The organism is Streptomyces racemochromogenes, from assembly GCF_044129415.1.
GTDB lineage: Bacteria > Actinomycetota > Actinomycetes > Streptomycetales > Streptomycetaceae > Streptomyces > Streptomyces racemochromogenes_A.
On record NZ_JBBDHD010000062.1, the window covers coordinates 1 to 22357 of the forward strand.

Sequence of the window (22357 nt, forward strand, 5' to 3'; positions counted from 1 at the left end):
CCGGCCGCCCCCCGCCCGCCCCGGGGGGGGGGGGCCGGCGCGGGGGGGGGGGGGCGGGGGGGGGCCGGGGGGCGCCCCCCCCCCCCCCGCCGGCGCGGGGTGCGCCGGTTACACCGGCACACCGTCCTTGGGGCCCGCCGAGGGGCCGGGGAGGGGAGCGGCGGGGCCGGCGGGGGCCGGGGCGTGGTCGTCGTCCACGAGCACGGCCTCGTCGAAGGGAAGGCGTCCCGCGAGGACTTCGGCGGCCCGCTCGCGGTCGAACTCCTTGGTCCACGTCCCGATGAGGACCGTCGCGACCGCGTTGCCCGCGAAGTTCGTCAGCGCCCGCGCCTCGCTCATGAAGCGGTCGATGCCCACGATCAGGCCGACGCCGTCGACCAGTTCCGGCCGGTGCGACTGGAGCCCCCCGGCCAGGGTGGCCAGTCCGGCCCCGGTGACCCCGGCCGCGCCCTTCGAGGCCACGATCATGAAGAGCAGCAGCGAGATCTGCTCGCCCAGGGCCAGCGGCTTGCCCATGGCCTCCGCGACGAAGAGCGAGGACATCGTCAGGTAGATGGCCGTGCCGTCCAGGTTGAAGGAGTAGCCCGTCGGCACGGTGATGCCGGTGACCGGCCGGGAGACGCCCAGGTGTTCCATCTTCGCGATCAGCCGCGGCAGCGCCGACTCCGAGGAGGAGGTGGACAGGATGAGCAGGAACTCGCGTCCCAGGTAGCGCAGCAGCGCGAAGACGCTCACGCCCGAGCACAGGCGCAGCAGCGTGCCCAGCACCACGACCACGAAGACCAGGCAGGTGGTGTAGAAGCCGATCATGATCACGGCCAGCGACTTCAGCGCGTCGATGCCGGTCGCCCCGACCACCGCGGCGATCGCCCCGAAGGCGCCCACCGGCGCCGCCCACATGATCATCGCGAGCACCCGGAACACCAGCTTCTGCACGTGCCCGATCCCGCGCAGCACCGGCTCGCCCGCAGGGCCCATCGCCTGGAGCGCGAACCCGCACAGCAGCGCCACCAGCAGCGTCTGCAGCACCTGGCCGCCGGTGAACGCCGACACCAGCGTGGTCGGGATGATCCCCAGCAGGAACTCCGGCGTGCTCTGCGCCCCGCCCGCCTTGGCCTGCGCCTCGCCGGCGTGCCGGGCGGCCTCCGTCAGGTGGAGCCCGCTGCCGGGCTCCAGCAGGTTGCCGACGACGAGCCCGATGGCCAGCGCGACCGTGGACATGACCATGAAGTAGCCGAGGGCGAGACCGCCGACGGCGCCCACCTTGGCGGCCTTGCGGACCGAGCCGATCCCCAGCACGATCGTGCAGAAGATCACCGGCGAGATCATCATCTTGATGAGGTTGACGAAGCCGGTGCCCAGCGGCTTCAGCTCGACCGCGGTACCGGGCGCGGCGAAGCCGACGGCGATGCCGAGCAGCACCGCGGCGATCACCGCGATGTAGAGGTAGTGCGTTCTGTCGGGTCTGGCGGCCACGTCGCCTCCTGGTGGTGAATGCGTTCCGGGAGACCATCGCCCACCCTGTGACCCCGGTCACCCTTGCGTTCATTGAGTTCATGGCCAGGTGCACACTGAGCGTCATGTTCCGCTTCGCCCGCCCGCCCCGGAGCCTCGCCGGCCAGCTGTTCGCCATGCAGGTGCTGCTCGTCGCCCTCGTCGTCGCCGGCTGCGCGGTCTTCGCGTACGTGACGGCCCGCGGCCAGGCCGAGGACGCCGCCCGGCGCCAGGCCGGGGCCGTGGCCCGGGCCGTCGCCGACTCGCCTTCCGTGCGCGAGGCGGTACGGGACGCGGCGCGCGCCGGGGCGGACCCCTCCGCCGCACTCCAGCCGTACGCGGAACGGGTACGGGCGGACGCGGGGGTGGACTTCGTGACGATCATGGCGCCCGACGGGCGGCGCTGGACCCACCCCGACCCGCGGCGCATCGGCGAGCGCTACCTCGGCAACACCGCCCGGGCGCTGCGCGGGGAGACCTTCAGCGAGACCTACACCGGCACCCTCGGCCCGTCCATCCGCGTGGTCACCCCGCTCACCGAGCCGGGCGGCGCGGTCGTCGGCCTGGTCAGCGCCGGGATCACCATCAGCGCCATCAGCGCCCGGCTCGCGCAGCAGCTGACCGCCCTGGCCTGGGTCGCGGCCGGGGCGCTGGTCCTGGGCGGCGCGGGCACGTACGTGGTCAACGCCCGGCTGCGCCGCCACACCCACGGGCTGGACGCCGCCGGGCTCAGCCGCATGTACGACTACCACCAGGCGGCCCTGCACGGGGTCCGCGAGGGGCTGCTGCTGCTCGACGGCCGGCGCAGGATCACCCTGATCAACGACGCGGGCCGGGAACTCCTGGGCCTGTCCGGCGAGGTCGCCGGTACCGGCGCGGACGCGCTGGGGCTGCCCGCCCCGCTCACCGGGGCCCTCCTCGCCGACCGGCCGCGGGTCGACGAGGTGCACCTGACGGCGGAACGGGTCCTCGTCGTCAACAGCGCGCCGGTCGCCGGCGGCGGGCGCCGCGGAACGGTGGTCACCCTGCGGGACCACACCGAACTCCAGGCCCTCACCGGGGAACTGGACCACGAGCGCGGCTTCACCCAGGCCCTGCGCTCCCAGGCCCACGAGGCGGCCAACCGGCTGCACACCGTGGTCTCCCTCATCGAGCTGGGCCGCAGCCAGGAGGCGGTGGAGTTCGCGACCGCCGAACTGGAACTCGCCCAGGCCCTGACCGACGAGGTGGTCACCGGCGTCGGCGAGCCGGTGCTGGTCGCCCTGCTGCTCGGCAAGGCCGCCCAGGCGCACGAGCGCGGCATCGAGCTGTACGTCACCCCGGACAGCGGAGCGATCGACGCCGGGCCGGGCCTGCCGCCCGCCCGGGACCTGGTCACCGTCCTGGGCAATCTCGTCGACAACGCCCTCGACGCCCTCACCGGCGTGCCGGGCGGGCGGATCGCCGTCACCGTGCGCCGGGACGCCGACGGGCTGCTGCTGCGGGTCGCGGACAACGGGCCGGGGCTGCCGGAGGGGGTGGACGTCTTCCGGCGCGGCTGGTCCGGCAAGGGGGCGGGGCGGGGCCTGGGCCTGGCCCTGGTCCGCCAGGTGGCCCACCGGCACGGCGGCTCGGTGGAGGCCGCCGGGGCCCCGGAGGGCGGGGCGGCGTTCACGGCCCGCCTTCCGGCGCCTCCGCCGGAAGGACCGCCGCCGACCGCCGCCCCGGCCCCTGCGCCCCCGCCTGCCCGGGGCCCGTCGGCCTCGGCCCCGCCTGCCCAGGGTCCGTTTGTCCCGGCCCCGGCCGCCCGGGGCCCGTCGGCCTCGGCCCCGGTCGCCGCAGGTCCGCCCGCCCCGGCCGCGGCCCGTCCCGGTCCGGGGGCCACGGGGTGGTCCTGTACGGACCCCGGGGTGCCCGAGTCTGCGGGGGCGGGCGGCGGCCCGCCGTACGCGGAGGCCGGCCGCGCCGGTGGGGCTGCCCCTGTGGCGCGCGATGCGGAACGCCGGCCCGCCGATGGCGCCGCCCGGGCGGGGGAGCCTCCCCTGCCCGGTACGCCCGCCGCGGGCGGCACCGCATGAGCGCGCCCGTGCGGGTCCTCGTCGTCGAGGACGACCCCGTCGCCGCCGACGCGCACGCGCTCTACGTGGAACGCGTGCCCGGGTTCACCGCCGTGGCGGCCGTCCACACCCTCGCCGACGCCACCCGGGTGCTGGAGCGCACCCGGATCGACCTGCTGCTGCTCGACCTCACCCTCCCCGACGGCAACGGGCTGCGCTTCGCACGCGGTCTGCGGGCCTCCGGCCATCCGGCCGACGTGATCGCGGTGACCTCGGCGCGGGACCTGGCCGTGGTCCGCGAGAGCGTGTCCCTGGGCGTCGTCCAGTACGTGCTGAAACCCTTCGCCTTCCCCACCCTGCGCGAACGGCTGCTGCGCTACGCCGAGTTCCGGGCGGCGGCCGGGGAGGCCGTGGGCCAGGACGACGTCGACCGGGCGCTCGCCGCGCTCCGCGCGCCCGCCGCCGCCCAGCTCCCCAAAGGGCTCAGCGCCCCGACCCTGGACCGGGTCGCGGCGCTGTTGCGGGAGGCCCCCGAGGGGCTGACCGCGGCGGGGGCGGCCGGGGCGGCCGGGATCTCGCGGATCACCGCCCGCAGGTACCTGGAGCACCTGGTGGACACCGGCCGCGCCGACCGGGCTCCCCGGTACGGCCAGGTCGGCCGCCCCGAGCTGCACTACCGCTGGCGGGCGGCGGAGGCGGGCTCGGTGTCGAAGGTGTAGAACTTCCGGTGGTCGAGCATGTCGGCCGGGGTCACGTCGTTCCAGGGGCGCATGGTGTCGTGCAGGTCGACGACGTTGGGGGTGCCGGCGGCCGGCAGGTACGGCGAGTTCGGGTTCTTCGCCTGCCAGTCGGCCCACAGCTTGTCCACGAAGGCGTGGTGCATCCAGAACACGGGGTCGTTCGGGGAGACGCCGGTGGCCATCTGGCCGCCGACCCAGACGTGCACCCGGTTGTGCAGGTTGGCGCCGCGCCAGCCCTCCAGGTGGTTGCGGAAGCCGTTCGAGGAGCTGTTCCACGGGGCCATGTCGTAGACCGGCATCGCGAGCACCGCGTCCACCTCGGCGCGGGTCGGCAGCTGGGCGACGCCCTCGCCGAGCGCCCGGCGCAGGTAGGAGCGGCCGTCCACGCGGACCGAGACCTCCCACTTGCCTGCGGCGTAGGCGAACGGGCCGTCCGTCACCTGTCCGTCGCGGGCCCGTCCGGTGCCGCCGAGGAAGTCGGCGGCCCACAGGGAGGAGCGGGTGGTGCGGTCCGCGGTCCAGTCCCAGTACGGGAGCGAAACGCTCTTGTCCACCGCCTGAAGAGCCGCTTCGAACTCCAGCAGAAAGCGGCGGTGCCAGGGGAGGAAGGAGGGGGAGCGGTGGCCGACGCGGTCGCCCGAGTCGGTGTCGCCCATGATGAACCCGTTGTGGGTGGTGACGAAGCGGTCGTAGCGGCCGGTGCGCTTGAGTTCGAGCAGCGCGTTGGTGAAGGCGCGCTTCTCCTCGGCGGTCAGCGCGGCCTGGTTCTTGCGCACGGTCATCACATGCCGCCCATCTGCATCGGCGCCAGCTGGGAGCCCTGGAGCTCGCGCACGGCGGCCCGCGCCAGCGAGGTCGGGTCGGCGTACGTCTCGTAGTGGTTGACCACGCTGATCCAGGTGCCGTCCGCGTTCTGCATGACGTGCAGCTCGCGGCCGTCGATCCGGACGGAGGGCAGGCCGGCGCCGCCGTGGTGCCCGCCGTGGTGCCCGCCGCCCGAGGCGGGGGATATCTGGATGCGGCGGCCCATGTACACCTCGTCGACGGTGCCGGCCGGGGTGGTGGCGGCCCGCGAGTCGGTTGCGGCGGCGTGCGCGGTGGCGCCCGCTATGCCGAGGACGGTGAGAGCGCCGGCGGTGGCGCCCAGGGCCTGCCGGCGGGTGATCTTGTTCATGGCCGAAGAACTATCAGCGTCCGAAAGGCAGTTGGCCGGAATCCGGACATCGGCGGATAAGTTCTATGTAGAACAAATTAAATGATCTTCCCGTCCGGACCGGCTCCGGTGGTCGGGACGGGAAGATCTGCGGCACTCATGCTACCCGACGGTAATTTTTACGGTCCAGCGGTACGTATGTGGATGGCGTCACTCTCCGGAGTCGGCCGGAAGCAGTGCTGGAATCCGCCATTCCCGATCAGTCCTCAAGGGCCCTTGAAGACCGTTTTGGGGTGATTGAGCATCTATAGTCCGGTTATGGCTCTTCATCAGACGAAGGACACGCGCCCCGAGGACGCCGACACGGACGTCTTCGCCTCCGCCCTGAGCGGCCAGATCCTCCCCAAGTACCGGATCCCCGACGACCACTCCTCCTCCGAGGTGGTCTACTCGCTCCTGCACAACGAGCTCCTCCTCGACGGCAACGCCGCCCAGAACCTGGCCACCTTCTGCACCACCTGGTCGGACGACGGCGTGCACCGGCTGATGAACGAGTGCCTCGACAAGAACATGATCGACAAGGACGAGTACCCGCAGACCGCGGAGATCGAGGCCCGCTGCGTCAACATCCTGGCCGACCTCTGGAACGCCCCGTCCGGCACCACCGGCACCGGCTGCTCCACCACCGGCTCCAGCGAGGCGGCCATGCTCGGCGGGCTCGCCCTCAAATGGCGCTGGCGGGCCCGCCGCACGGCCGAGGGCAAGCCCGCCGACCGCCCCAACCTGGTCTGCGGCCCCGTCCAGATCTGCTGGGAGAAGTTCGCCCGCTACTTCGACGTCGAGCTCCGCCAGGTACCCCTGGAGCCCGGTGCGACGGGGCTGCGCCCCCACCAGCTCGCCGCGCACGTCGACGAGAGCACCATCGGCGTCGTCGCCATCCTCGGCGTCACCTACACCTGCGACTACGAGCCCGTCGCCGAGCTCGCCGCCGCACTCGACCGGATCCAGGAGGAGCGCGGCTGGGACGTCCCCCTCCACGTCGACGCCGCCAGCGGGGGCTTCGTCGCCCCCTTCCTCCACCCCGACGTGGTCTGGGACTTCCGGCTGCCGCGCGTGGCCTCGATCAACACCTCGGGTCACAAGTACGGGCTCGCGCCGCTCGGCGTCGGCTGGATCGTCTGGCGCACCGCCGACCTGCTGCCCGCCGAGCTCGTCTTCGACGTGGACTACCTCGGCGGCGACATGCCCACCTTCGCGCTCAACTTCTCCCGTCCCGGTGGCGAGGTCATCGCCCAGTACTACCTCTTCCTGCGCCTGGGCCGGGCCGGCTACCGCCGGGTCCAGCAGGCCTGCGCGGACACCGCCCAGTACCTGGCCCGCGAGATCGAGGGCCTGGGCCCCTTCACCCTGCTCTACGACGGCCGGGGCGCCCTGCCCGCCGTCTCCTACACCCTCACCGACCCGGCCGGGGCCGGCTTCAGCCTCTACGACCTCTCCGACCGGCTGCGGATGCGCGGTTGGCAGGTGCCCTCGTACCCGCTCCCGCCGGACCGCGAGGAAACCGTCATCCAGCGCGTCCTGATCCGGCACGGGGTCACCCGCGACCAGATCGCCCTGCTGGTGGAGGACATCCGCCGGTCCGTGGCCCACCTGCGGTCCGTCCCCCAGCTCGTCCCGGCCACCCCGAGCCGTTCGGGCTTCCACCACTGAGGGACCTTCCCCACGCAGGGGCCTTCACCGCCGAGGGCGTCCACGGCCGTCGGGCGGCCCTCAGCGCGAGGACGCCGACCAGCGCATCCCCAGGGCCGTCAGCGCGGCCGCCCGCTCCGGGGTCAGGCCCGCCGCCCGGGAGCGCTGGTTGGCGATCCACGACCCCAGCCGCAGCTCCCGACCGCCGACCCGCTCCACATGCGTGCGCGGCACCCTCAGGTGCCCCTCGCGGGCGTGGAACTGCCGGGCCGCCTCCAGGTGTCCGGCCCAGGCGTCGGCATGGCTGCGCCGCGGCGGCGGCCGCTCCTCCGCCGCCGCCGGGGCCAGCCCCAGCGCGTGCTCCAGCAGCCACCGCTGCGCCCAGGCCAGCCGGTCCCAGCCGAGGCGCTGCGCCCGTACCCACGCCCCCAGGTCCTCGCCCTGCACCACCACCCGCCCCGGCTCGGACGGCACCGCGCCGCCCGCCTCCAGATGGGCCCGGGTCAGCCGGAAGCCCCGCTGCCAGCCGATGTCCCAGGCCGGGCACCACGCCGGGTCGATCTCCTCCAGGGCCTCCCGCCGCTCCTGCGGCAGCCCGCCCGGCCCCTCCCGGCGGGCGGCGGCGCGGTTGTTCTTCATCCACACCCCGACCGGCACCCCGTGCCAGGTGGCGTCCACGGGCGGCAGCAGGTGGCCGTGCTCCGCCGCCCAGGCGCGGGCCGCCGCGAGCCCCTCCTCGAAGGCCACGTCGAAATGGCTCCACACCATGCCGAGTTCGTCCAGCTCCCGCGTCCGCTCCCGGCTCAGCGCGCCCCGCCGGTACGTGCGCCGCGCGTCCGCGATCCACTGGCCCAGCGGGAACCCCGCCAGGGCGGCCGGCCACTCCTCGCGGTCCGCCGGCACCCGGTAGGCGAACGGCACCCTCAGGTCCCCGGCCGCCGCCGCGTAGATCCGGGCCGCCTCCGCCCCCCGCCGCCAGCGCGTGTGCTCCGGATTGAGCACCCGCAGCCGGATGAACGCCGCCAGCAGCGCCGGGTCGCGGGGGGTGGAGAAGCTCAGCAGCGCCCGTGCCCCCGCGCCGGGGCCCGACTCCGTCGCGGCCGCCGCCGGGGCCTTCGCCGCCGCGCTCGGGGCCTGGGGCTGCGCCAGGTCCTCCACCAGCCGGGCGTCGTGCGCCCGCAGCGCCTCCAGGAGCCGCGCGAGGTCCCCGTACGCCCGTGAGGTCAGCATCGACTCCGGTGACTCGCCCGGCCCCAGCAGCACCGGTACCACCAGCGAGGCCACCTTCCCCTCACCCGGCCGGATCCGCAGCGCCCGGCCCACCGCCTGCACCAGGTCCGGCATGGAACCGCGGACGTCGGCCCAGAAGACCGAGTCGCACTCCTTGGTGTCCACACCCTCGCCCAGCACCCGGACGCTTCCCAGGAAGGCCTTGTCCGCCACCCGGTCCGCGGCGAACGCCTCCAGCACCCGCCGCCGGTGGGCCGCCGTGTGCTGCCCGCACAGCCAGTCCGCCCACACCGTGCGCGGATACACCGGCTGCGGGCTCCGGCTCGTCGCCCGCAGCCGGGCCGCGACGGCGGGCAGGCCCGCCGCGAACGCCTCGGCCTCCTTCGTCAGGTGGTGGAACACCAGCGTCCGCCGGAAGCCCTGGTCCGCCGCCGCCTTCACCAGCGCCGCCTGGAGCGCCGCCAGCCGCATCCCGCGCACCCGGTCCGAGCGGCCGTCGGCCCCCAGCAGCACCGCCGACTGGAACGCGGGGTCGCTGACGTCCACGCACACCACCCGGTACGGGGCGCAGATGCCCCGGTCGATGGCCTCGGACAGCGACAGGGTGTGACAGCGGGAGCCGAACGGCCCCTGCGGATCGTCCTCCATCGACGCGACCAGCTCGCCCCGCCCCCGGGGCTCCCGGCCGCCGCCCTCCTCTTCCTCCTCCACGTCCTCGCCGTCGCGCCACACCCGGGGCGTGGCCGTCATGTACAGCCGGCGCAGCGACGGGATCCGCACGTTGTCGTGCACCACCGCCCAGGGTTTGCCGATCCGTCCCGAGGTCCGGTGTGCCTCGTCGACCACCACCAGGTCCCAGGACGGCAGCCCCGCCAGGTGCGCCCGTTCGATGGTGCCCAGGCCCAGCGAGGCGTACGTGGCGAACACCGTCACCCGTTCCACCGGCAGGGCCCCCCAGCGGGCCAGGATGCGCGGGTCCGTGGTGGTCGGCACCCCCACGTCCTCGCCGCGCAGCGAGCACACCGCCAGGGCCCGCCCGGTGCGGCCGCCCTCCCGCCAGGCGGCGACGGTCTGCACGAGCAGGTCCAGGGAGGGCACCAGGACGAGCACCCGGCCGGCCCGCAGTTCCTCGGAGGAGCCCACCGCGACCAGGGACTTCCCCGACCCGGTCGCCATGATCACCTGGGTCCGCAGGCCCTGCGGTGGCACCAGGCCGCCGGCGGGCAGCTGGAGGGCGCGCACGACGGCGTCGACGGCCTCGCGCTGATGGGGCCGCAACTCCTTCCTCGGCACGCACCTCACCCCGCCTGTTCTGATCAGTCCTTTGGTCTCCAGTTCCTATCTTGCCCGGATTCTGAATCGAAAAGGAGGATGCGGGGCGGGCCGCGTCACATACGGGCCCCGAAGTTCTGCGTCCACCAGGGGCCGCCGGTGCCGGGGTGCATGCCCACCCCGATGTCCTTGAAGGAGCAGTTGAGGATGTTCGCCCGGTGCCCGGGGCTCTTCATCCAGGAGTCCATCACGTCCTGGGCGGTCTGCTGCCCCTTGGCGATGTTCTCCCCGTAGGTGGACCAGCGGTAGCCGGCGGCCGTGATGCGGTCGCCCGGGTCCGCGCCGTCGGGGTTGGTGTGGTCGAAGAAGCCCCGGCGCGCCATGTCGTCGGACTGGCCCTGCGCGGACCTGTCGAGCTGGGCGTCCTCCTTGAGCGGGCCGCAGCCGGCCGCCGCGCGCTCGGAGTTGACCAGGGATATCACCTGCCCGACCACCCCCGCCGGAGCGGGCGCCGGGGCGGGCGGAGCCGGCTTCGGCGGGTTGCTCCGGGTGGGTTCGGGCCGCGGGTCGGCGGCCTTGGAGCTGCTGGAGGACGGCGAGGGCGAGGCCGAACCGGAGGGCGAGGCGGAGGGCGAGGGCGAGGCCGAACCGGAAGGCGAGGCGGAGGGGGAGCCGGAGGGCTGCGGCGAGGCCGTGTCGGGCGCGGAGAGCGCGGCCAGCGGGGAGGCGGGGGCGCCGCCGGCCTCGGTGCCCCGATCGCCGGGGGTGGCCGTCAGGTAGACCAGGCCGCCCCCCGCCACGCACGCCGCGATCACCGCACCGCCGATCGCGCGGCGGCGGTTCTGGCGCCGCTTGCGCTGCGCCCCGCGGCCGTCGGCCGGGCCGCCGGCCCCGTGGTCCGCGCCCTTGCGCCGGGCGGCCCGGCCCGGGCCGGACACCACCGGGCTCAGCTGCGTCGCCGCGTCGGCGAAGGCCACGGGGGCGGCGCTCGCGGTCACGGCGGCCCGTACGCCCGCCGTCAGCGCCGCCGCCACCGGAACCAGCGCCAGCCCGGCCAGCAGGCCCTCCGCGGGCATCAGCCCGTTCCACAGCCCGGAGCAGCGCAGGCACTCGCGGGCGTGCCGGGCTATGCGCTTGCGCCACAGCGGCGAGGGGCGGCCGTCCCAGGTGCCCGTCATCGCGCGGATCTGCTCGCACGGCGGCTGCGCCTCCAGGGCCCGCTCCACCACCCGCGCCGACTCCAGCTGCGCCTTCATCCGCTGCACCCGCACCGCCGTGTGCTGCGGGGTCAGCTCCAGGGCCGCGGCCACGTCGGCGCGGGTCAGCTCACCGGCGCACTCCAGCCACCACAGCGACAGCAGCGCCCGGTCGTCGGGCTCCAGCCAGCGGGTGGCGCGGGCCGTCTCCCGGCGCTGCCCCGACAACTGGAGCCGGACCACCGTCAGGTCGGCGAAGTCGGCGCCGGGGTCGGCCACGTCCTGGGCCGCCTCCAGGCCGCCGGCGGCCTGGGCGCCGCTGCGGGACTGCCAGTGGGCCCGTATCCGGTTCATGGTGATCGCCACCAGCCAGGAGCGGAAGTTCTCGTCGGCGCGCAGGGCGCCCAGGCCGTAGAGCGCCCGCAGCATGGTGTCCTGCACCACGTCGTCCACGTCGACGGAGCCGTTCAGGGCGCGGCCGACGATGTTGTAGACGAGCGGGAGGTGGGTACCGACCAGCTCGTCCTGCGCGCGGGGATCGCCCGCGCGGGCCGCTGCCACCAGCTCTGCCGTGTGCTGTGTACTCATGTGAACTTCCCTGTCCGTACCGGCGGTCGATGATGTCCGACAACTGGGAGACCGTCGAGGGCGGCACCGATAACACTTATCCGGAAGAAATTTTTATCCGAAGGGGGTTCTCCGGATCCGACCGGCCCTGGGATGTGTAAGGTCTGGACCAATAAGTTCCCGTGCACCACGCCGAGTTCCCCCCGGGGAACGGCCGGGAGGGACCCGCCCGTGTCCTTGCGTCCGTACGAAGTGCTGGCCGCCCAGCGCCTGCTCCCGGTGCTGCGCAGCGGCGACGCGGACGGGGCCGTCCGCGCCACCGTCGCCCTCCTGGCCGCGGGCTGCCGCGCCGTGGAGCTCACCACGACCACGCCCGGCTGGGCCGGGGCCGTGGCCCGTACCGCCGGTCTGTCCGACGCGCTGGGCCGGCCGGCGCTGATCGGCACGGGCACCGTCACCACCGCGGCCGACGCCGAGGCGGCCCTCGACGCGGGCGCGGGCTTCCTGGTGTCCCCCTACCCGGCCCCCGAGGTCCGCGAGGTCGCCGAGCGGCGCGGAGCGGCCTTCCTGGAGGGCGGCTTCACCCCCGGCGAGATCGCCGCCGCCGTCCGGCGCTCGGGTGCCGCGAAGGTCTTCCCGGCCCACGTGGGCGGCCCGGCGTTCCTCCGCTCCCTGCGGGCCGTCCTCCCCGGCGCCGTTCTGATCCCCACGGGCGGCATCGCGCCCGGCGAGGTCCGCGACTGGCTCGCGGCGGGAGCGACCGCGGTCGGCGTCGGCAGCGGCCTCCCGGCCGATCCGGCCGAACTGGCCTCCCTGTTCGCCTCCCTGGCGGCCGACCCGGCCGCCCCCGGCCCCCCGAAGGCCCCCGCGGCCCCCCTCCGGCCAGGGGACCGGCCCAGCGGCTCTGAGGTCCGCGCCGCCGTGCGCGGCGCCCCGGACCCCTCCGCGCCGGGCGCCGACGCCCGCACCCCGCCCGGCGGGCCGCCGGAGCCGTTCCCGGGGCCGGGCGGGGAGGGCTGACGTGGCCGCTTCGCCGGCCGGCGGGCCGTACGACGTCCTCGTGCTCGGCGAGGTGCTCGTCGAGATCCACGCCGACACCCCGCTGCGCGACGCCGCCGACGGGACCGCCGCCCGGATCTCCTACTCCGGCGACGCCCTCAACGCCGCGGCCGCCTCGGCCGCGGCCGGCGCCCGTACCGCCCTGCTCGCCGTCGTCGGGGAGGACGAGCTGAGCGTCCCGCTGCTGCGCCGGGCCGCCGAGCTGGGCGTGGACGTCTCGCACGTCCACCGCGCCCCGTACCCCAACGGCGCCTACCTGCTCAGTGCGGACACCGAGGGCGAGCGCGAGTTCGTCTACTGGCGCACCCGCAGCGCCGGTTCCACCCTCTCCCCGGCGCACGTCGAGGCCTGGCGCGGGCTCCTGACCGGCGCCGGGGCGCTGATCACCGGCGGGATCGCCGGGGCGCTCTCCCCTTCCAGCCGCGCGGCGGTGCTCGCCGCCGCCCGGACGGTCCACGGGGCCGGCGGCCACGTCACGTACGACCCCAACTTCCGCCCCCGGATCACCGGGCGGGCCGACGCCCGCTCCCTGCTGGCGGCGATCGCGCCACTGACCGGGCTGCTCAAGACCTCCTGCCCCGCCGACGCCCTCGCCCTGGTCGACACCGACGACCCGCGTACGGCGGCCGCCCGCTACCGCGCGCTCGGGGCCCGCGCCGTCGCCGTCACCGCCGGGGCGGACCGGCTGCTCCTGGACGAGGGGGCCCGGGCGGCCTACCACCCCGTCCCGGTCGACCCGCACCCCGTCGACGCCACCGGCGCCGGGGACTGCTTCACCGGCACCGCCACCGCCCGGCTCGCCCTGGGCGACCCGCTCCCCGAGGCGGTGGCGCACGGCATCGCGGCGGCCTCGCTGTCGGTCTCGGGCCGCGGGGGAACCGGCCGTGTCCCCGCCTTCGCGCAGACGGCGGCCCTGGCCGCGACGCTGACGCCGCCTATTCCTCTGCCTCCCAGGCTTCCGCTTCCTCCCGCAGCTTCTCCTCCAGGGTCTTCTCCGCCGGCTCCTCGTACGCGAGCGGATCCGTGACCCAGCCCGCCGCCACGACCAGCCGTGAGGTGCGGTGCACGGCCAGGAAGCCGAAGGGACGGTCGAAGGACACCTCGGCCCGGCGGACGCGGTAGCGGGCCCGGGGCGGCACACCACAGCCGCCCACCGCACCCATGGCCGTCACGGCCGCGGCCTCGAAGCCCTCCGCGTGGAACCGCGCCACCGCCGACTGCCGGGCGGAACCGATGGCCAGTGGTACGGAACTGATCCCGGGGAAGTGGCCGCGGCTGCTGTCGCACGCCTGCTCCAGGCCGAACAGGTGGGCCCGCTCCAGGAGATCGTGCTCCGCCCGCACCTCGAAGGCGGGGGTCTTGACCACCAGTCGGGGCTCGGGCGAGACCGCGAGGACGTCGGCCACGGCCAGGCCGGGACCGGGGCGGCCCACCGGGAGCAGGCTCGCCGGCGTGGCCGGCCGGACCCGGGTGACGGCCTCGACGCCCGTGCCGAGAACCCCGCCGGGCCGCGCACCGGGCTCGCCCAGCACGAGGTGGACGTCCACCCCGCCGTCCCCGACCACCTCCAGCAGGGTCACCGCTCCGGCGGCCCCCTGCGCCACCCGCACCCGGTCCGGCAGGGCCGTCGTGCGGTGCAGCATCCGCACCGGCCGGCCGGCCCACGGCCCGGCGTCCGGCTCACCGGGCCATTCCCCGAACGGCCGGAGCCACTTCGTCCGCAGCATCAGGGCCGAAGCCAGCACCAGCCGCGTCCCGTCGGGACCCTCGGTCAGCGTGACCGGCATCCGCTTGACGAGCCCGTCCGTCCGCCGCTCGGCCCAGGCGTCCAGTGCCTTGTGGTCGGCCTCCGCGCTGCCGCTCAGGGCGCCGTGGCTCCCCGGCGCGAGGCGCTCCAGCCAGGCCGCCTCCAGCGGCAGGTCCTCCCGCGTCCACAGGCCCGTCGCCGCCCGCAGCCCCCGTACGCCGTCCAGCGCGGCCAGCAGTTCCCGAGCGGCCTCCGCCGCCCGGTCGGCCGGCAGGCCCAGGGCCTCCGCCAGCTCCGCCCGGGCCGGGCCGGCCGCCCCGTCCGCGAGGGGGGCGAGCAGCGGCCAGACCCCGGCCGCCGTGAAGACCGTACCGGTGTCGCCCCCGTGGGCCCCCGCCCAGCGTGCCGTCAGCCGGTTGACCGCCCGTACCGTCGAAATCCTCATGCTCATGCCGGGGGAGCGTACGGGGCGGGAAGCGGCCCTGCCGAATGCTTTCTCCGCCACCGGAGTTCCAGGTCCGGACCGGTCCGAAAAACATCCGCCGCGCCCCTGGGTTCCTCCGCGCCCCGTCGCTACCCTCCGCGCATGATTCCCACGGTGGTCTGGGGCACGGGCAACGTAGGCCGCGCGGCGATCCGCGCCGTCGAGGCGCACCCGGCGCTCGCCCTCACGGCAGTGATCGTCCACAACCCCGCCAAGGTCGGCCGCGACGCGGGCGAACTCGCCGGGCTCGACCGGCGGCTCGGGGTGGCCGCGACCGACGACATCGGGGCGGTGCTCGCCGCCCGCCCCGCCGCCGTCGTCTACGCGGCGTCCGGCGACGTCCGCCCCGACGACGCCCTCGCCGACATCACCCGGGCCGTCGCGGCGGGCGCGGCCGTCGTCAGCCCCGCCCTCTACCCGCTCTACGACCACCGCAGCGCCCCGCCGGAGTTCCGCGACCCGGTGCTCGCCGCGGTGGCGCAGGGCGGCGGCTCCTTCTTCGCCTCCGGAGTCGACCCCGGCTGGGGCAACGACGTGCTCCCGCTCCTGCTCAGCGGACTGGGCACGACCGTGGAGGCGATCCGCTGCCAGGAGATCTTCGACTACTCCACCTACGACCAGCCCGACTCCGTCCGCCACCTCGTCGGCATGGGCCGGCCCATGGACTACGAGCCGATGATGCTCATGCCCTCCGTCCCCACCATGGTGTGGGGCGGGCAGATCCGGATGATGGCCCGCGCCCTCGGCGCCGAACTCGACGAGATCCGCGAGACCTCCGACCGGCGCGCCCTCGACGCGACCGTCACCACCCCCGCCATGGGCGTGTTCGAGGCCGGCACCCAGGGCGCCATCCGCTTCGAGGTCCAGGGCATCGTCGCCGGCGAACCCCGCATCGTCATCGAACACGTCACCCGCATCCACGCCTCCTGCGCCCCCGACTGGCCCTCCCCGCCCGACGGCGGCGCCGGCGCCCACCGGGTCGTCATCGAGGGCAGTCCGCGCATCGAGGTCACCGTCGAGGCCACCGACGAGGGCGAGAACCGCTCGGCCGGCGGCAACGCCACCGCCGTCGGCCGGCTGGTCGGGGCCATCGACTGGCTGGTGGAGGCGGAACCCGGGCTCTACGACGCCCTCGACGTCCCGCTGCGCCCCGCAGTCGGCAAACTCGGAAGGAAACGGCCATGAGGATCGACGTTCCCGACGGACAGCACCCCATCGAGTACGTCTGGGGCGACCTGGTCCCCGGCATCGGCATGGCGGCGGCCAACTTCTCCCTGTCGGTCTACGCCCACTCCACCCTCGGGCTGCGCGAGTTCGAGGCGGCGCGGCTGCGCATCGCGCAGATCAACGGATGCGTCTTCTGCCTGGACTGGCGCACCGACCGGGACGGGGAGAAGGTCGAGGAGGACTTCGCCGACGCGGTCACCGCATGGCGCACCACCGAGGCCTTCGACGACCGCACCCGCCTGGCCGCCGAGTACGCCGAGCGCTACGCCCTGGACCACCACCATCTCGACGAGGAGTTCTGGGAGCGGATGACGGCGCACTACACCCAGGTGGAGATCGTGGAGCTGAGCATGAGCATCGGCTCCTGGCTCGCCTTCGGCCGCCTCAACCACGTCCTGGGCCTCGACAGCGTCTGTGTGCTGCCGGGGAGCTGAACGGCGGCGGGGCCGGCCGGGGCGCGCGCTGCGCCCGGCCGGCCCCGGTGACCGTCCGCCTCAGAGGTCCGTGGCGATGATCTTCTCGATGTTCCGCTCGGCCAGGGCCGTGATCGTCACGAACGGGTTGACGCTGGTGTTGCCGGGGATCAGCGCCCCGTCGATGACGTACAGGCCCGGGTGGCCGTGCAGCCGGCCGTAGTTGTCGGTGGCCTTGCCCAGGACCGCGCCGCCGAGCGGGTGGTACGTGAGGTGGTCGCCCCAGATCTTGTTGGTGCCGAAGAGGTCGCTGCGGTAGATCGTCCCCTCCGTTGCGTTGATCTTGTCGAAGATGGTCTTCGCCATGTCGATCGACGGCTGCTTCCAGGCGGTCTGCCAGTTCAGCTCGACCCTGCCCGTCGCCGCGTTCCAGGAGAACTCGCCGCGGTGGGGGTTCTTGGTGATGGAGAGGTAGAAGGAGGCGTACGTCTCGATGCCGGTCGGCAGCGGCGCCACTTCGGCGAACGCGCCGCCCGCGTCCCAGTTGTCGATGCCCCCGCAGGGGATGGACGCCTGCACCTTGCCCGTCGGGTCCCACATGTGGTTCGCCCGGCCGCACATGACGTTGCCGTTGTCGCCCCAGCCCTTGCCGATCTCGTCGTTGAGCAGCGGCAGCGCCCCGGTGGCCTTCAGCCGGACCAGCAGCTTGCTGGTGCCGACGCTGCCGGCGGCGAAGAACACCCGGTCGGCGGTGACGGTCTTGACGCCGACCACGTCGCCGGAGGTGTTCAGCTCCTCCATGGCGACCGTGTAGCCGCCACCGTCCGAGGGGGCGACGGTGGTGACGCGGTGCAGGGGGGAGACGGCCACCCTGCCGGTCGCCCGGGCGGCGGCGAGGTAGGTCTTCTGGAGGGACTTCTTGCCGGCGTTGTTGCCGTAGAGGATCTCCCCGTCCACGGCGGACTTGGGGACGGTGCCGGCCACCTCCTGCTTCATGTAGTCCCAGTCGTAGACGTCGGGCACGAAGACGAAGGGGAAGCCGGAGCGCTGGGCGTGCTTGCGGCCGACACGGGCGAACTGGTAGCAGTCCACCGTCTCGAACCAGGCCGGGTCGATGAGCCCCACCCCGAGCCCGGCGTTGGCCCGCGGGTAGTAGGTGCCGTACATCTCGTCGGCGTCCACCGTGGGCAGGATGGCGGCGAAGTTCTGCCGCTTGGGGGTCACCGCCATGCCGCCGTTGACGAGCGAGCCGCCGCCCACGCCGCGGCCCTGGTAGACGATGATCCCGCCCATCTCCTCGGCATCGAGGATGCCCGTGTACTTCGGGACGTCCTTGTCGATGGGGAAGCCGAGGAAGTTGCTCAGCGGGGCCTTCGTGCGGGTGCGCAGCCAGAAGGAGCGGTAGTCGGGCCTGGTGGTGTTGGCGAAGATCTTGCCGTCGGTGCCCGGGGTGTCCCAGGCCATGCCCATCTCGACCATGTGGACGTCGACACCGGCCTGGGCGAGCCGCAGCGCGGCGACGGAGCCGCCGTACCCGGTACCGATGACGAGGGCCGGGACGCGGGCCCCGGACGTGAGGGGGGCGTCGGCGGCGGAGCCGGTGGCGGGACGCGCGTGGGCGGCGGTGCTGTTCACCGAGAGCGCCAGGGCCCCCAGAAGAGAACTGGTTCCAGCGATGAATCCGCGCCGGGACACACCCTTGGACACCTTGCTGTGCAGGGATTTGTCACTCATGTGGTGTTCCTCACTCTCGACGGAGTGGGAACAAGTTCTACTGTCGAGTGCCTGCTAAGTCACTAGATACGTCGAGGTAATTTCCGGCCGGTTCCCACAGGGTCACGAGAGGCTCCAGTGGGCGACGTCGCTTCCGAGCCCGGAGTCCAGGGCGAACTGCACGGCCGCGGGGCGGGCTTCCCGCGGCAGCCGGAAGACGACGTAACCCGCGGCCGACCGGCCCGGGGCGAGGGTGACGGTGTCCGGGAGGGCCGGGCCCGCGTCGGCGGCACCGTCGAGGTCCGCGGCACCGCCGAGGCCGGTGAACCGCCGCCCGGTGGTGTCGAGGAGGTGCGCGGACGGGGCGGGGGAGTCCTCGTACGGCACGGTCCCCGTGTTCTCCAGGCGCAGCCCCACGGCGACCAGCCGGTCGGCCCCGGGCGCCGGCGCCGGGCCCGCGGGGTCGACGACCCGGGTGAGGGTGACGTCGAGGCGCTCCCCGGGGTGGTCGCCGTCGAGCGAGACGGTCTCGCCGGAGCCGTCGGTGCCCGCGCCCAGCAGCAGCGCCGCGAGGACGGGGGCCAGGAGGACACGGGCCGTCCTGGCCGCACGCCCCGGAGATCCGTGGCCCCTGTGGCTGCCGCGACGCATGACCGACCTCCTCCACCCCCCCTCGCCGCCCACGATCCTCCGTACGGGCCGGTCCCGCCACCGGCGGCGTTCCAGGCCCTTCGTGGGGCAAACACCGCATCTGGCAGACTTGGCGGCATTGTCCCGGGCGGTGCAGGACAGGAAACCGGTGCGAATCCGGTGCGGTCCCGCCACTGTGACCGGCGGCCCCCTCCACGGGGGTCCCGGGAGTCAGACACTGACGCACCGCCTCTTCACTTCGACCGGGGACGAGGATCCCCCGGAGAGGCCTCACCATGCCGCGTTTCCGCGCTGCCCTGCGCCCGCTCCCCGCGCTCGCGCTCCTGATGACCCTGACCGCGTGCGGCGGTCCGTCCGGGCAGGAACGGCCCGCGCCCGGCGCGCAGGCCGCGCCCGGGTTCCCGTACACCGTCACCAACTGCGGTGTCAGCACCACCTACCAGGCCCCGCCCGAGCGCGCCGTCACCATGAACCAGCACGCCACCGAGATGCTGCTCGCCCTCGGCCTGCAGGAGCGGATGGCGGGCACGGCCTACCTCGACGACTCCGTCCTGCCCGCCTACCGGAGCGCCTACGAGGGCGTCAGGGTGCTCGCGAAGGAGTACCCCTCGAAGGAGGTCCTCCTCGGCGCCGACCCGGACTTCGTGTACGGCGGCTACGCCAGCGCCTTCGACAAGGGGCAGGGCCGCGACCGGGAGGGGCTGGCCCGGGCCGGCATCCGCACCCGGCTCGGCATCGAGTACTGCACCCCCGGCCGGGTCGGGCTCGCGCAGCTGAAGACCGAGATCACCGAGGTCGCCCGGACCTTCGGCGTGCCCGAGCGGGGCGCGGCCCTGATCGAGGAGGAGCAGCGCCGGATCGACGCCGTCACCGCCCGGGTCAAGGACCGGGCCCGCCCGGCCGTCTTCGTCTACGACTCGGGCGAGGGCTCCGCCTTCACCGCCGGCGGCAACGGCATCGGCAACGAGATCGTCTCCCTCGCCGGGGGCACGAACGTCTTCGCCGACCTCGACGACACCTTCGGCGACGTGTCGTGGGAGAAGGTCATCGAGCGGAGGCCCGAGGTCGTCCTCATCTACGACTACGGCGGCACCGCCGTGGAGACCAAGAAGCAGCGCCTGTTGAACGACCCGGCGCTGGCGGAGGTTCCCGCGGTGAAGAACCGGCGGTTCGCCGTGCTGCCGCTCTCCTCGGCCGTCCTCGGCGTGCGCGTCGCCGACGCGGTCGAGTCCCTGAGCCGCCAGCTCCATCCCGACGCCGCGTGACCGGCCGCCGTCGCACCGCGGCCGTGCTGGCGCTCCTGGCCGCCGCGCTGGCGGGCTCGGCGGTGGCGGGGCTGGCGCTGGGCCCCGTACGCATCGCTCCCGGGCAGGTGCTCGACGTGCTGTCGGCGGGGCCGGAGGGACGGCGCGGAGCCTTCGCTTCCATCGTGTGGGACGTCCGGATGCCCCGGGTCCTGCTCGGAGCCGTGGTCGGAGCCGGTCTCGCGGTCGCGGGCGCCGTGCTCCAGGCCCTCGTCCGCAACGCGCTCGCGGACCCCTTCCTGCTGGGGGCCTCCTCGGGAGCCTCGGCGGGGGCCGTGCTCGTCATCGTGCTGGGCGTGGGGGCGGGCAGCGCCGTCGGGCTCCCGCTGGCCGCGTTCGCCGGCTCCCTCGCCGCGCTCGTCGCCGTCTACGCCCTGGCCCGGCGTGGCGGCACCATGACCACGGGCCGGCTGATCCTGGCCGGGGTGGCGGTGCAGTACGTGCTGTCCGCCCTGACCAGCCTGGTGCTCGTGGTGTCGGCGCACCCGGACCAGATGCGGTCCGTCCTGTTCTGGACCCTGGGCGGTCTGGGCGGGGCCCGCTGGGAGGAACTCGCGCTGCCGGCCGGCGCGCTGCTGGCCGGTACCGGCCTGCTGGTCGCCCTCGCGCGCCCGCTGGACCTGCTGCTCGCCGGGGAGGAGGGGGCCCGGACCCTCGGCCTGGACACCGGCCGCTTCCGGGCCGCCGTCTTCGTCCTCTCCTCCCTCGTGATCGGGGTGCTCGTGGCCTACAGCGGAGCGATCGGCTTCGTCGGGCTGATGGTTCCGCATGCCGCCCGCATGGTGGTGGGCGCCGGGCACCGGAGGCTGCTGCCCGTCTGCGCGCTCGCCGGGGCGGTCTTCCTGACCCTGGCCGACCTGCTGGCCCGTACGGTGGCCGCGCCCGAGGAGATACCCGTCGGGGTGGTCACCGCGCTGGTGGGCGGCCCCTTCTTCCTGTGGATGCTGCGCAGGTCCACCCGGAGCGAGGGGGTGGCCGGATGACGGGCCGTCCGGTGGAACTCGCGGTCGAGGCCCTGCGGTGCCAGGTCGACGGGCGGACGCTGCTGGACGACGTCGGTCTCGCCGCCCGGCCGGGCGAGACGGTCGGGGTCGTCGGGCCGAACGGCAGCGGCAAGACGACCCTGTTGCGCTGCGTCTACGGCGCCCTGCGGCCCACCGCCGGCCGGGTGCTGCTCGACGGGGCCGATGCCGCGGCGCTGGGCGTGAAGGAGCGCGCCCGGCGGGTGGCGGTGGTCCCGCAGGACACGGCGGGCACCTTCGGGCTGACGGTCCGCGAGGTCGTGTCCATGGGCCGCAGTCCGCACAAGCGGTTCTGGGAACAGGACGGCCCCGACGACCGGCGGCGCGTCGCCGACGCCCTGGAGGGCGTCGGCGTGTCCGCCTTCGCCGGGCGCCGCTTCGACGGGCTCTCGGGCGGTGAGCGCCAGCGGGCGCTCATCGCCCGCGCCCTCGTCCAGGAGCCCGGGCTGCTGGCGCTGGACGAGCCGACCAACCACCTCGACATCCGCTGTCAGCTGGAGGTCCTCGCGCTGGTCCGGCGGCTTCCCGTGACGAGCCTGATCGTGCTGCACGACCTCAACCTGGCCGCCTCCTTCTGCGACCGGCTGTACGTGCTGTCCGGCGGCCGGGTCGTGGCGCAGGGGCCGCCGCGGGACGTGCTCACCGAGGACCTGCTGGCGCAGGTCTACGGGGTCCGCGCCCATGTCGCCGTCCACCCCGCGACGGGCGCTCCGCACATCGTCTACCTCCCGGAGCGGCCGGTGGGCGGCGGGGGCGCGCCGCCGTGATCGCGGCGGGGGAGAGTGCGCGAGGGGGGGGGGGGGGGGGGGGGGGGGGGGGGGGGGGCGGGGGGGGGGGGGGGGGGGGGCCCCCTCGGGAGGGTGTCAGCCGCCGTACGGGCGGGTGATGATCTCCATGGCGTGGCCGACGGGGTCGAGGAAGTAGACCCCGCGCCCGCCGTCGTTGTGGTTGATCTCGCCCGGGTGCCTGCGGTGCGGATCGGCGAAGTACTCGATGCCGCCCGCGCGGATCTTCTCGAAGGCGGAGTCGAACTCCTCCTCCGAGATGAGGAACGCGTAGTGCTGCGGCGTGATGGACTCGACAGGGATGGTGGCGAAGTCCAGGGTCACCCCGTTGCCGGTCTCCACCGGGATGAAGGGGCCCCACTCCGGGCCGACTTCGAGGCCGAGGATGTGTGCCAGGAACTCGGCGGACTCCCGGTTGTCACGGGAGTGGACGATCGTGTGGTTCAACTGCACGGACATGTGTGAATGCCTCCACAAGGCATGTCACGGCACCTCCATGCCTCACCCGGTCGGTGACCGGCACGCGATGCCGTCGCCCCGATCCTAAGCACCCCGGTCGCGCCGGGTCCACCGGA

Annotated in this window: 19 protein-coding genes and 1 riboswitch; of the genes, 10 read left to right on the plus strand and 9 right to left on the minus strand. The window is 74.6% G+C overall.

Annotated elements, in window-relative coordinates:
* Nucleotides 1-108 precede the first annotated feature (108 nt).
* Complete coding sequence (locus tag WDV06_RS22225; RefSeq protein WP_395511518.1) at nucleotides 109-1476, minus strand: cation:dicarboxylate symporter family transporter; 1368 nt, start codon at nucleotides 1474-1476, stop codon at nucleotides 109-111.
* 155 nt (nucleotides 1477-1631) lie between these two features.
* Between WDV06_RS22225 and WDV06_RS22230 the strand changes: the two genes are divergently transcribed.
* The gene (locus WDV06_RS22230; RefSeq protein WP_395511549.1) at nucleotides 1632-3551 is read left to right on the plus strand and encodes a sensor histidine kinase; all 1920 of its coding nucleotides are present in this window, start codon (nucleotides 1632-1634) and stop codon (nucleotides 3549-3551) included.
* A complete protein-coding gene (locus WDV06_RS22235; protein ID WP_395511519.1) occupies nucleotides 3548-4249 on the plus strand; it encodes a response regulator in 702 nt (233 codons plus the stop codon). Before WDV06_RS22230 ends, WDV06_RS22235 begins: the two co-directional genes overlap by 4 nt.
* Here WDV06_RS22235 and melC2 read toward each other — a convergent pair.
* Entirely contained in the window at nucleotides 4204-5052 is an 849-nt protein-coding gene (melC2, locus tag WDV06_RS22240) for a tyrosinase MelC2 (protein WP_395511520.1), read from the minus strand. The genes WDV06_RS22235 and melC2 overlap by 46 nt on opposite strands.
* Nucleotides 5052-5444 carry an apotyrosinase chaperone MelC1 gene (gene melC1, locus WDV06_RS22245; protein WP_395511521.1) on the minus strand — a complete coding sequence of 131 codons (393 nt, stop codon included), beginning with the start codon at nucleotides 5442-5444 and terminating at the stop codon, nucleotides 5052-5054. The genes melC2 and melC1 overlap by 1 nt, the downstream gene beginning before the upstream one ends.
* A gap of 297 nt (nucleotides 5445-5741) precedes the next feature.
* Here melC1 and WDV06_RS22250 point away from each other — a divergent pair, with 297 nt between their 5' ends.
* Nucleotides 5742-7133, plus strand: a complete 1392-nt coding sequence (locus WDV06_RS22250; RefSeq protein WP_395511522.1) for a glutamate decarboxylase — start codon at nucleotides 5742-5744, stop codon at nucleotides 7131-7133.
* A 60-nt stretch (nucleotides 7134-7193) separates the two neighbouring features.
* Here WDV06_RS22250 and WDV06_RS22255 read toward each other — a convergent pair whose 3' ends face one another.
* The gene (locus WDV06_RS22255; RefSeq protein ID WP_395511523.1) at nucleotides 7194-9635 is read right to left on the minus strand and encodes a DEAD/DEAH box helicase; all 2442 of its coding nucleotides are present in this window, start codon (nucleotides 9633-9635) and stop codon (nucleotides 7194-7196) included.
* A 95-nt stretch (nucleotides 9636-9730) separates the two neighbouring features.
* Nucleotides 9731-11398 carry a sigma-70 family RNA polymerase sigma factor gene (locus WDV06_RS22260; protein ID WP_395511524.1) on the minus strand — a complete coding sequence of 556 codons (1668 nt, stop codon included), beginning with the start codon at nucleotides 11396-11398 and terminating at the stop codon, nucleotides 9731-9733.
* A 210-nt stretch (nucleotides 11399-11608) separates the two neighbouring features.
* Here WDV06_RS22260 and WDV06_RS22265 point away from each other — a divergent pair, with 210 nt between their 5' ends.
* Together WDV06_RS22265 and WDV06_RS22270 are read left to right on the plus strand one after the other, a co-directional pair.
* On the plus strand, nucleotides 11609-12397 hold the full coding sequence (locus WDV06_RS22265; RefSeq protein WP_395511525.1) for a bifunctional 4-hydroxy-2-oxoglutarate aldolase/2-dehydro-3-deoxy-phosphogluconate aldolase: 789 nt from the start codon (nucleotides 11609-11611) through the stop codon (nucleotides 12395-12397).
* A gap of 1 nt (nucleotide 12398) precedes the next feature.
* Nucleotides 12399-13463, plus strand: a complete 1065-nt coding sequence (locus WDV06_RS22270; RefSeq protein WP_395511526.1) for a PfkB family carbohydrate kinase — start codon at nucleotides 12399-12401, stop codon at nucleotides 13461-13463.
* Here the strand turns inward: WDV06_RS22270 and WDV06_RS22275 are convergent.
* A complete protein-coding gene (locus WDV06_RS22275) occupies nucleotides 13372-14634 on the minus strand; it encodes a serpin family protein (RefSeq protein ID WP_395511527.1) in 1263 nt (420 codons plus the stop codon). The genes WDV06_RS22270 and WDV06_RS22275 overlap by 92 nt on opposite strands.
* 135 nt (nucleotides 14635-14769) lie before the next feature.
* Here WDV06_RS22275 and WDV06_RS22280 point away from each other — a divergent pair, with 135 nt between their 5' ends.
* On the plus strand, nucleotides 14770-15852 hold the full coding sequence (locus WDV06_RS22280) for an NAD(P)H-dependent amine dehydrogenase family protein (RefSeq protein ID WP_395511528.1): 1083 nt from the start codon (nucleotides 14770-14772) through the stop codon (nucleotides 15850-15852).
* Nucleotides 15849-16328, plus strand: a complete 480-nt coding sequence (locus WDV06_RS22285; RefSeq protein ID WP_395511529.1) for a carboxymuconolactone decarboxylase family protein — start codon at nucleotides 15849-15851, stop codon at nucleotides 16326-16328. Before WDV06_RS22280 ends, WDV06_RS22285 begins: the two co-directional genes overlap by 4 nt.
* Before the next feature lie 60 nt (nucleotides 16329-16388).
* On the opposite strand, the gene WDV06_RS22290 is transcribed toward WDV06_RS22285, so the two are convergent.
* Complete coding sequence (locus WDV06_RS22290) at nucleotides 16389-18041, minus strand: GMC oxidoreductase (RefSeq protein ID WP_395511530.1); 1653 nt, start codon at nucleotides 18039-18041, stop codon at nucleotides 16389-16391.
* Nucleotides 18042-18143: 102 nt separating this feature from the next.
* Nucleotides 18144-18671 carry a hypothetical protein gene (locus WDV06_RS22295; RefSeq protein ID WP_395511531.1) on the minus strand — a complete coding sequence of 176 codons (528 nt, stop codon included), beginning with the start codon at nucleotides 18669-18671 and terminating at the stop codon, nucleotides 18144-18146.
* 95 nt (nucleotides 18672-18766) lie between these two features.
* Nucleotides 18767-18911, plus strand: a riboswitch (cobalamin riboswitch).
* A gap of 35 nt (nucleotides 18912-18946) precedes the next feature.
* Between WDV06_RS22295 and WDV06_RS22300 the strand changes: the two genes are divergently transcribed.
* The 3 genes from WDV06_RS22300 to WDV06_RS22310 are packed head-to-tail and all read left to right on the plus strand — an operon-like array spanning nucleotide 18947 to nucleotide 21764.
* A complete protein-coding gene (locus WDV06_RS22300; protein WP_395511532.1) occupies nucleotides 18947-19936 on the plus strand; it encodes an ABC transporter substrate-binding protein in 990 nt (329 codons plus the stop codon).
* Nucleotides 19933-20958, plus strand: a complete 1026-nt coding sequence (locus tag WDV06_RS22305) for a FecCD family ABC transporter permease (RefSeq protein WP_395511533.1) — start codon at nucleotides 19933-19935, stop codon at nucleotides 20956-20958. The genes WDV06_RS22300 and WDV06_RS22305 overlap by 4 nt, the downstream gene beginning before the upstream one ends.
* On the plus strand, nucleotides 20955-21764 hold the full coding sequence (locus WDV06_RS22310; protein ID WP_395511534.1) for an ABC transporter ATP-binding protein: 810 nt from the start codon (nucleotides 20955-20957) through the stop codon (nucleotides 21762-21764). The genes WDV06_RS22305 and WDV06_RS22310 overlap by 4 nt, the downstream gene beginning before the upstream one ends.
* 96 nt (nucleotides 21765-21860) lie before the next feature.
* Here WDV06_RS22310 and WDV06_RS22315 read toward each other — a convergent pair whose 3' ends face one another.
* On the minus strand, nucleotides 21861-22241 hold the full coding sequence (locus tag WDV06_RS22315; protein WP_395511535.1) for a VOC family protein: 381 nt from the start codon (nucleotides 22239-22241) through the stop codon (nucleotides 21861-21863).
* Nucleotides 22242-22357 lie beyond the last annotated feature (116 nt).

What these genes read in the sequence shown, in the direction of transcription:
- WDV06_RS22300 (WP_395511532.1), top strand. Translation starts at nt 18,947, where the DNA reads ATGCCGCGTTTCCGCGCTGCCCTGCGCCCGCTCCCCGCGCTCGCGCTC.
- WDV06_RS22290 (WP_395511530.1), bottom strand. Translation starts at nt 18,041, where the DNA reads ATGAGTGACAAATCCCTGCACAGCAAGGTGTCCAAGGGTGTGTCCCGG.
- WDV06_RS22235 (WP_395511519.1), top strand. Translation starts at nt 3,548, where the DNA reads ATGAGCGCGCCCGTGCGGGTCCTCGTCGTCGAGGACGACCCCGTCGCC.
- WDV06_RS22230 (WP_395511549.1), top strand. Translation starts at nt 1,632, where the DNA reads ATGCAGGTGCTGCTCGTCGCCCTCGTCGTCGCCGGCTGCGCGGTCTTC.
- WDV06_RS22285 (WP_395511529.1), top strand. Translation starts at nt 15,849, where the DNA reads ATGAGGATCGACGTTCCCGACGGACAGCACCCCATCGAGTACGTCTGG.
- WDV06_RS22280 (WP_395511528.1), top strand. Translation starts at nt 14,770, where the DNA reads ATGATTCCCACGGTGGTCTGGGGCACGGGCAACGTAGGCCGCGCGGCG.
- WDV06_RS22295 (WP_395511531.1), bottom strand. Translation starts at nt 18,671, where the DNA reads ATGCGTCGCGGCAGCCACAGGGGCCACGGATCTCCGGGGCGTGCGGCC.
- WDV06_RS22250 (WP_395511522.1), top strand. Translation starts at nt 5,742, where the DNA reads ATGGCTCTTCATCAGACGAAGGACACGCGCCCCGAGGACGCCGACACG.
- melC2 (WP_395511520.1), bottom strand. Translation starts at nt 5,052, where the DNA reads ATGACCGTGCGCAAGAACCAGGCCGCGCTGACCGCCGAGGAGAAGCGC.
- WDV06_RS22275 (WP_395511527.1), bottom strand. Translation starts at nt 14,634, where the DNA reads ATGAGCATGAGGATTTCGACGGTACGGGCGGTCAACCGGCTGACGGCA.
- WDV06_RS22310 (WP_395511534.1), top strand. Translation starts at nt 20,955, where the DNA reads ATGACGGGCCGTCCGGTGGAACTCGCGGTCGAGGCCCTGCGGTGCCAG.
- melC1 (WP_395511521.1), bottom strand. Translation starts at nt 5,444, where the DNA reads ATGAACAAGATCACCCGCCGGCAGGCCCTGGGCGCCACCGCCGGCGCT.
- WDV06_RS22315 (WP_395511535.1), bottom strand. Translation starts at nt 22,241, where the DNA reads ATGTCCGTGCAGTTGAACCACACGATCGTCCACTCCCGTGACAACCGG.
- WDV06_RS22260 (WP_395511524.1), bottom strand. Translation starts at nt 11,398, where the DNA reads ATGAGTACACAGCACACGGCAGAGCTGGTGGCAGCGGCCCGCGCGGGC.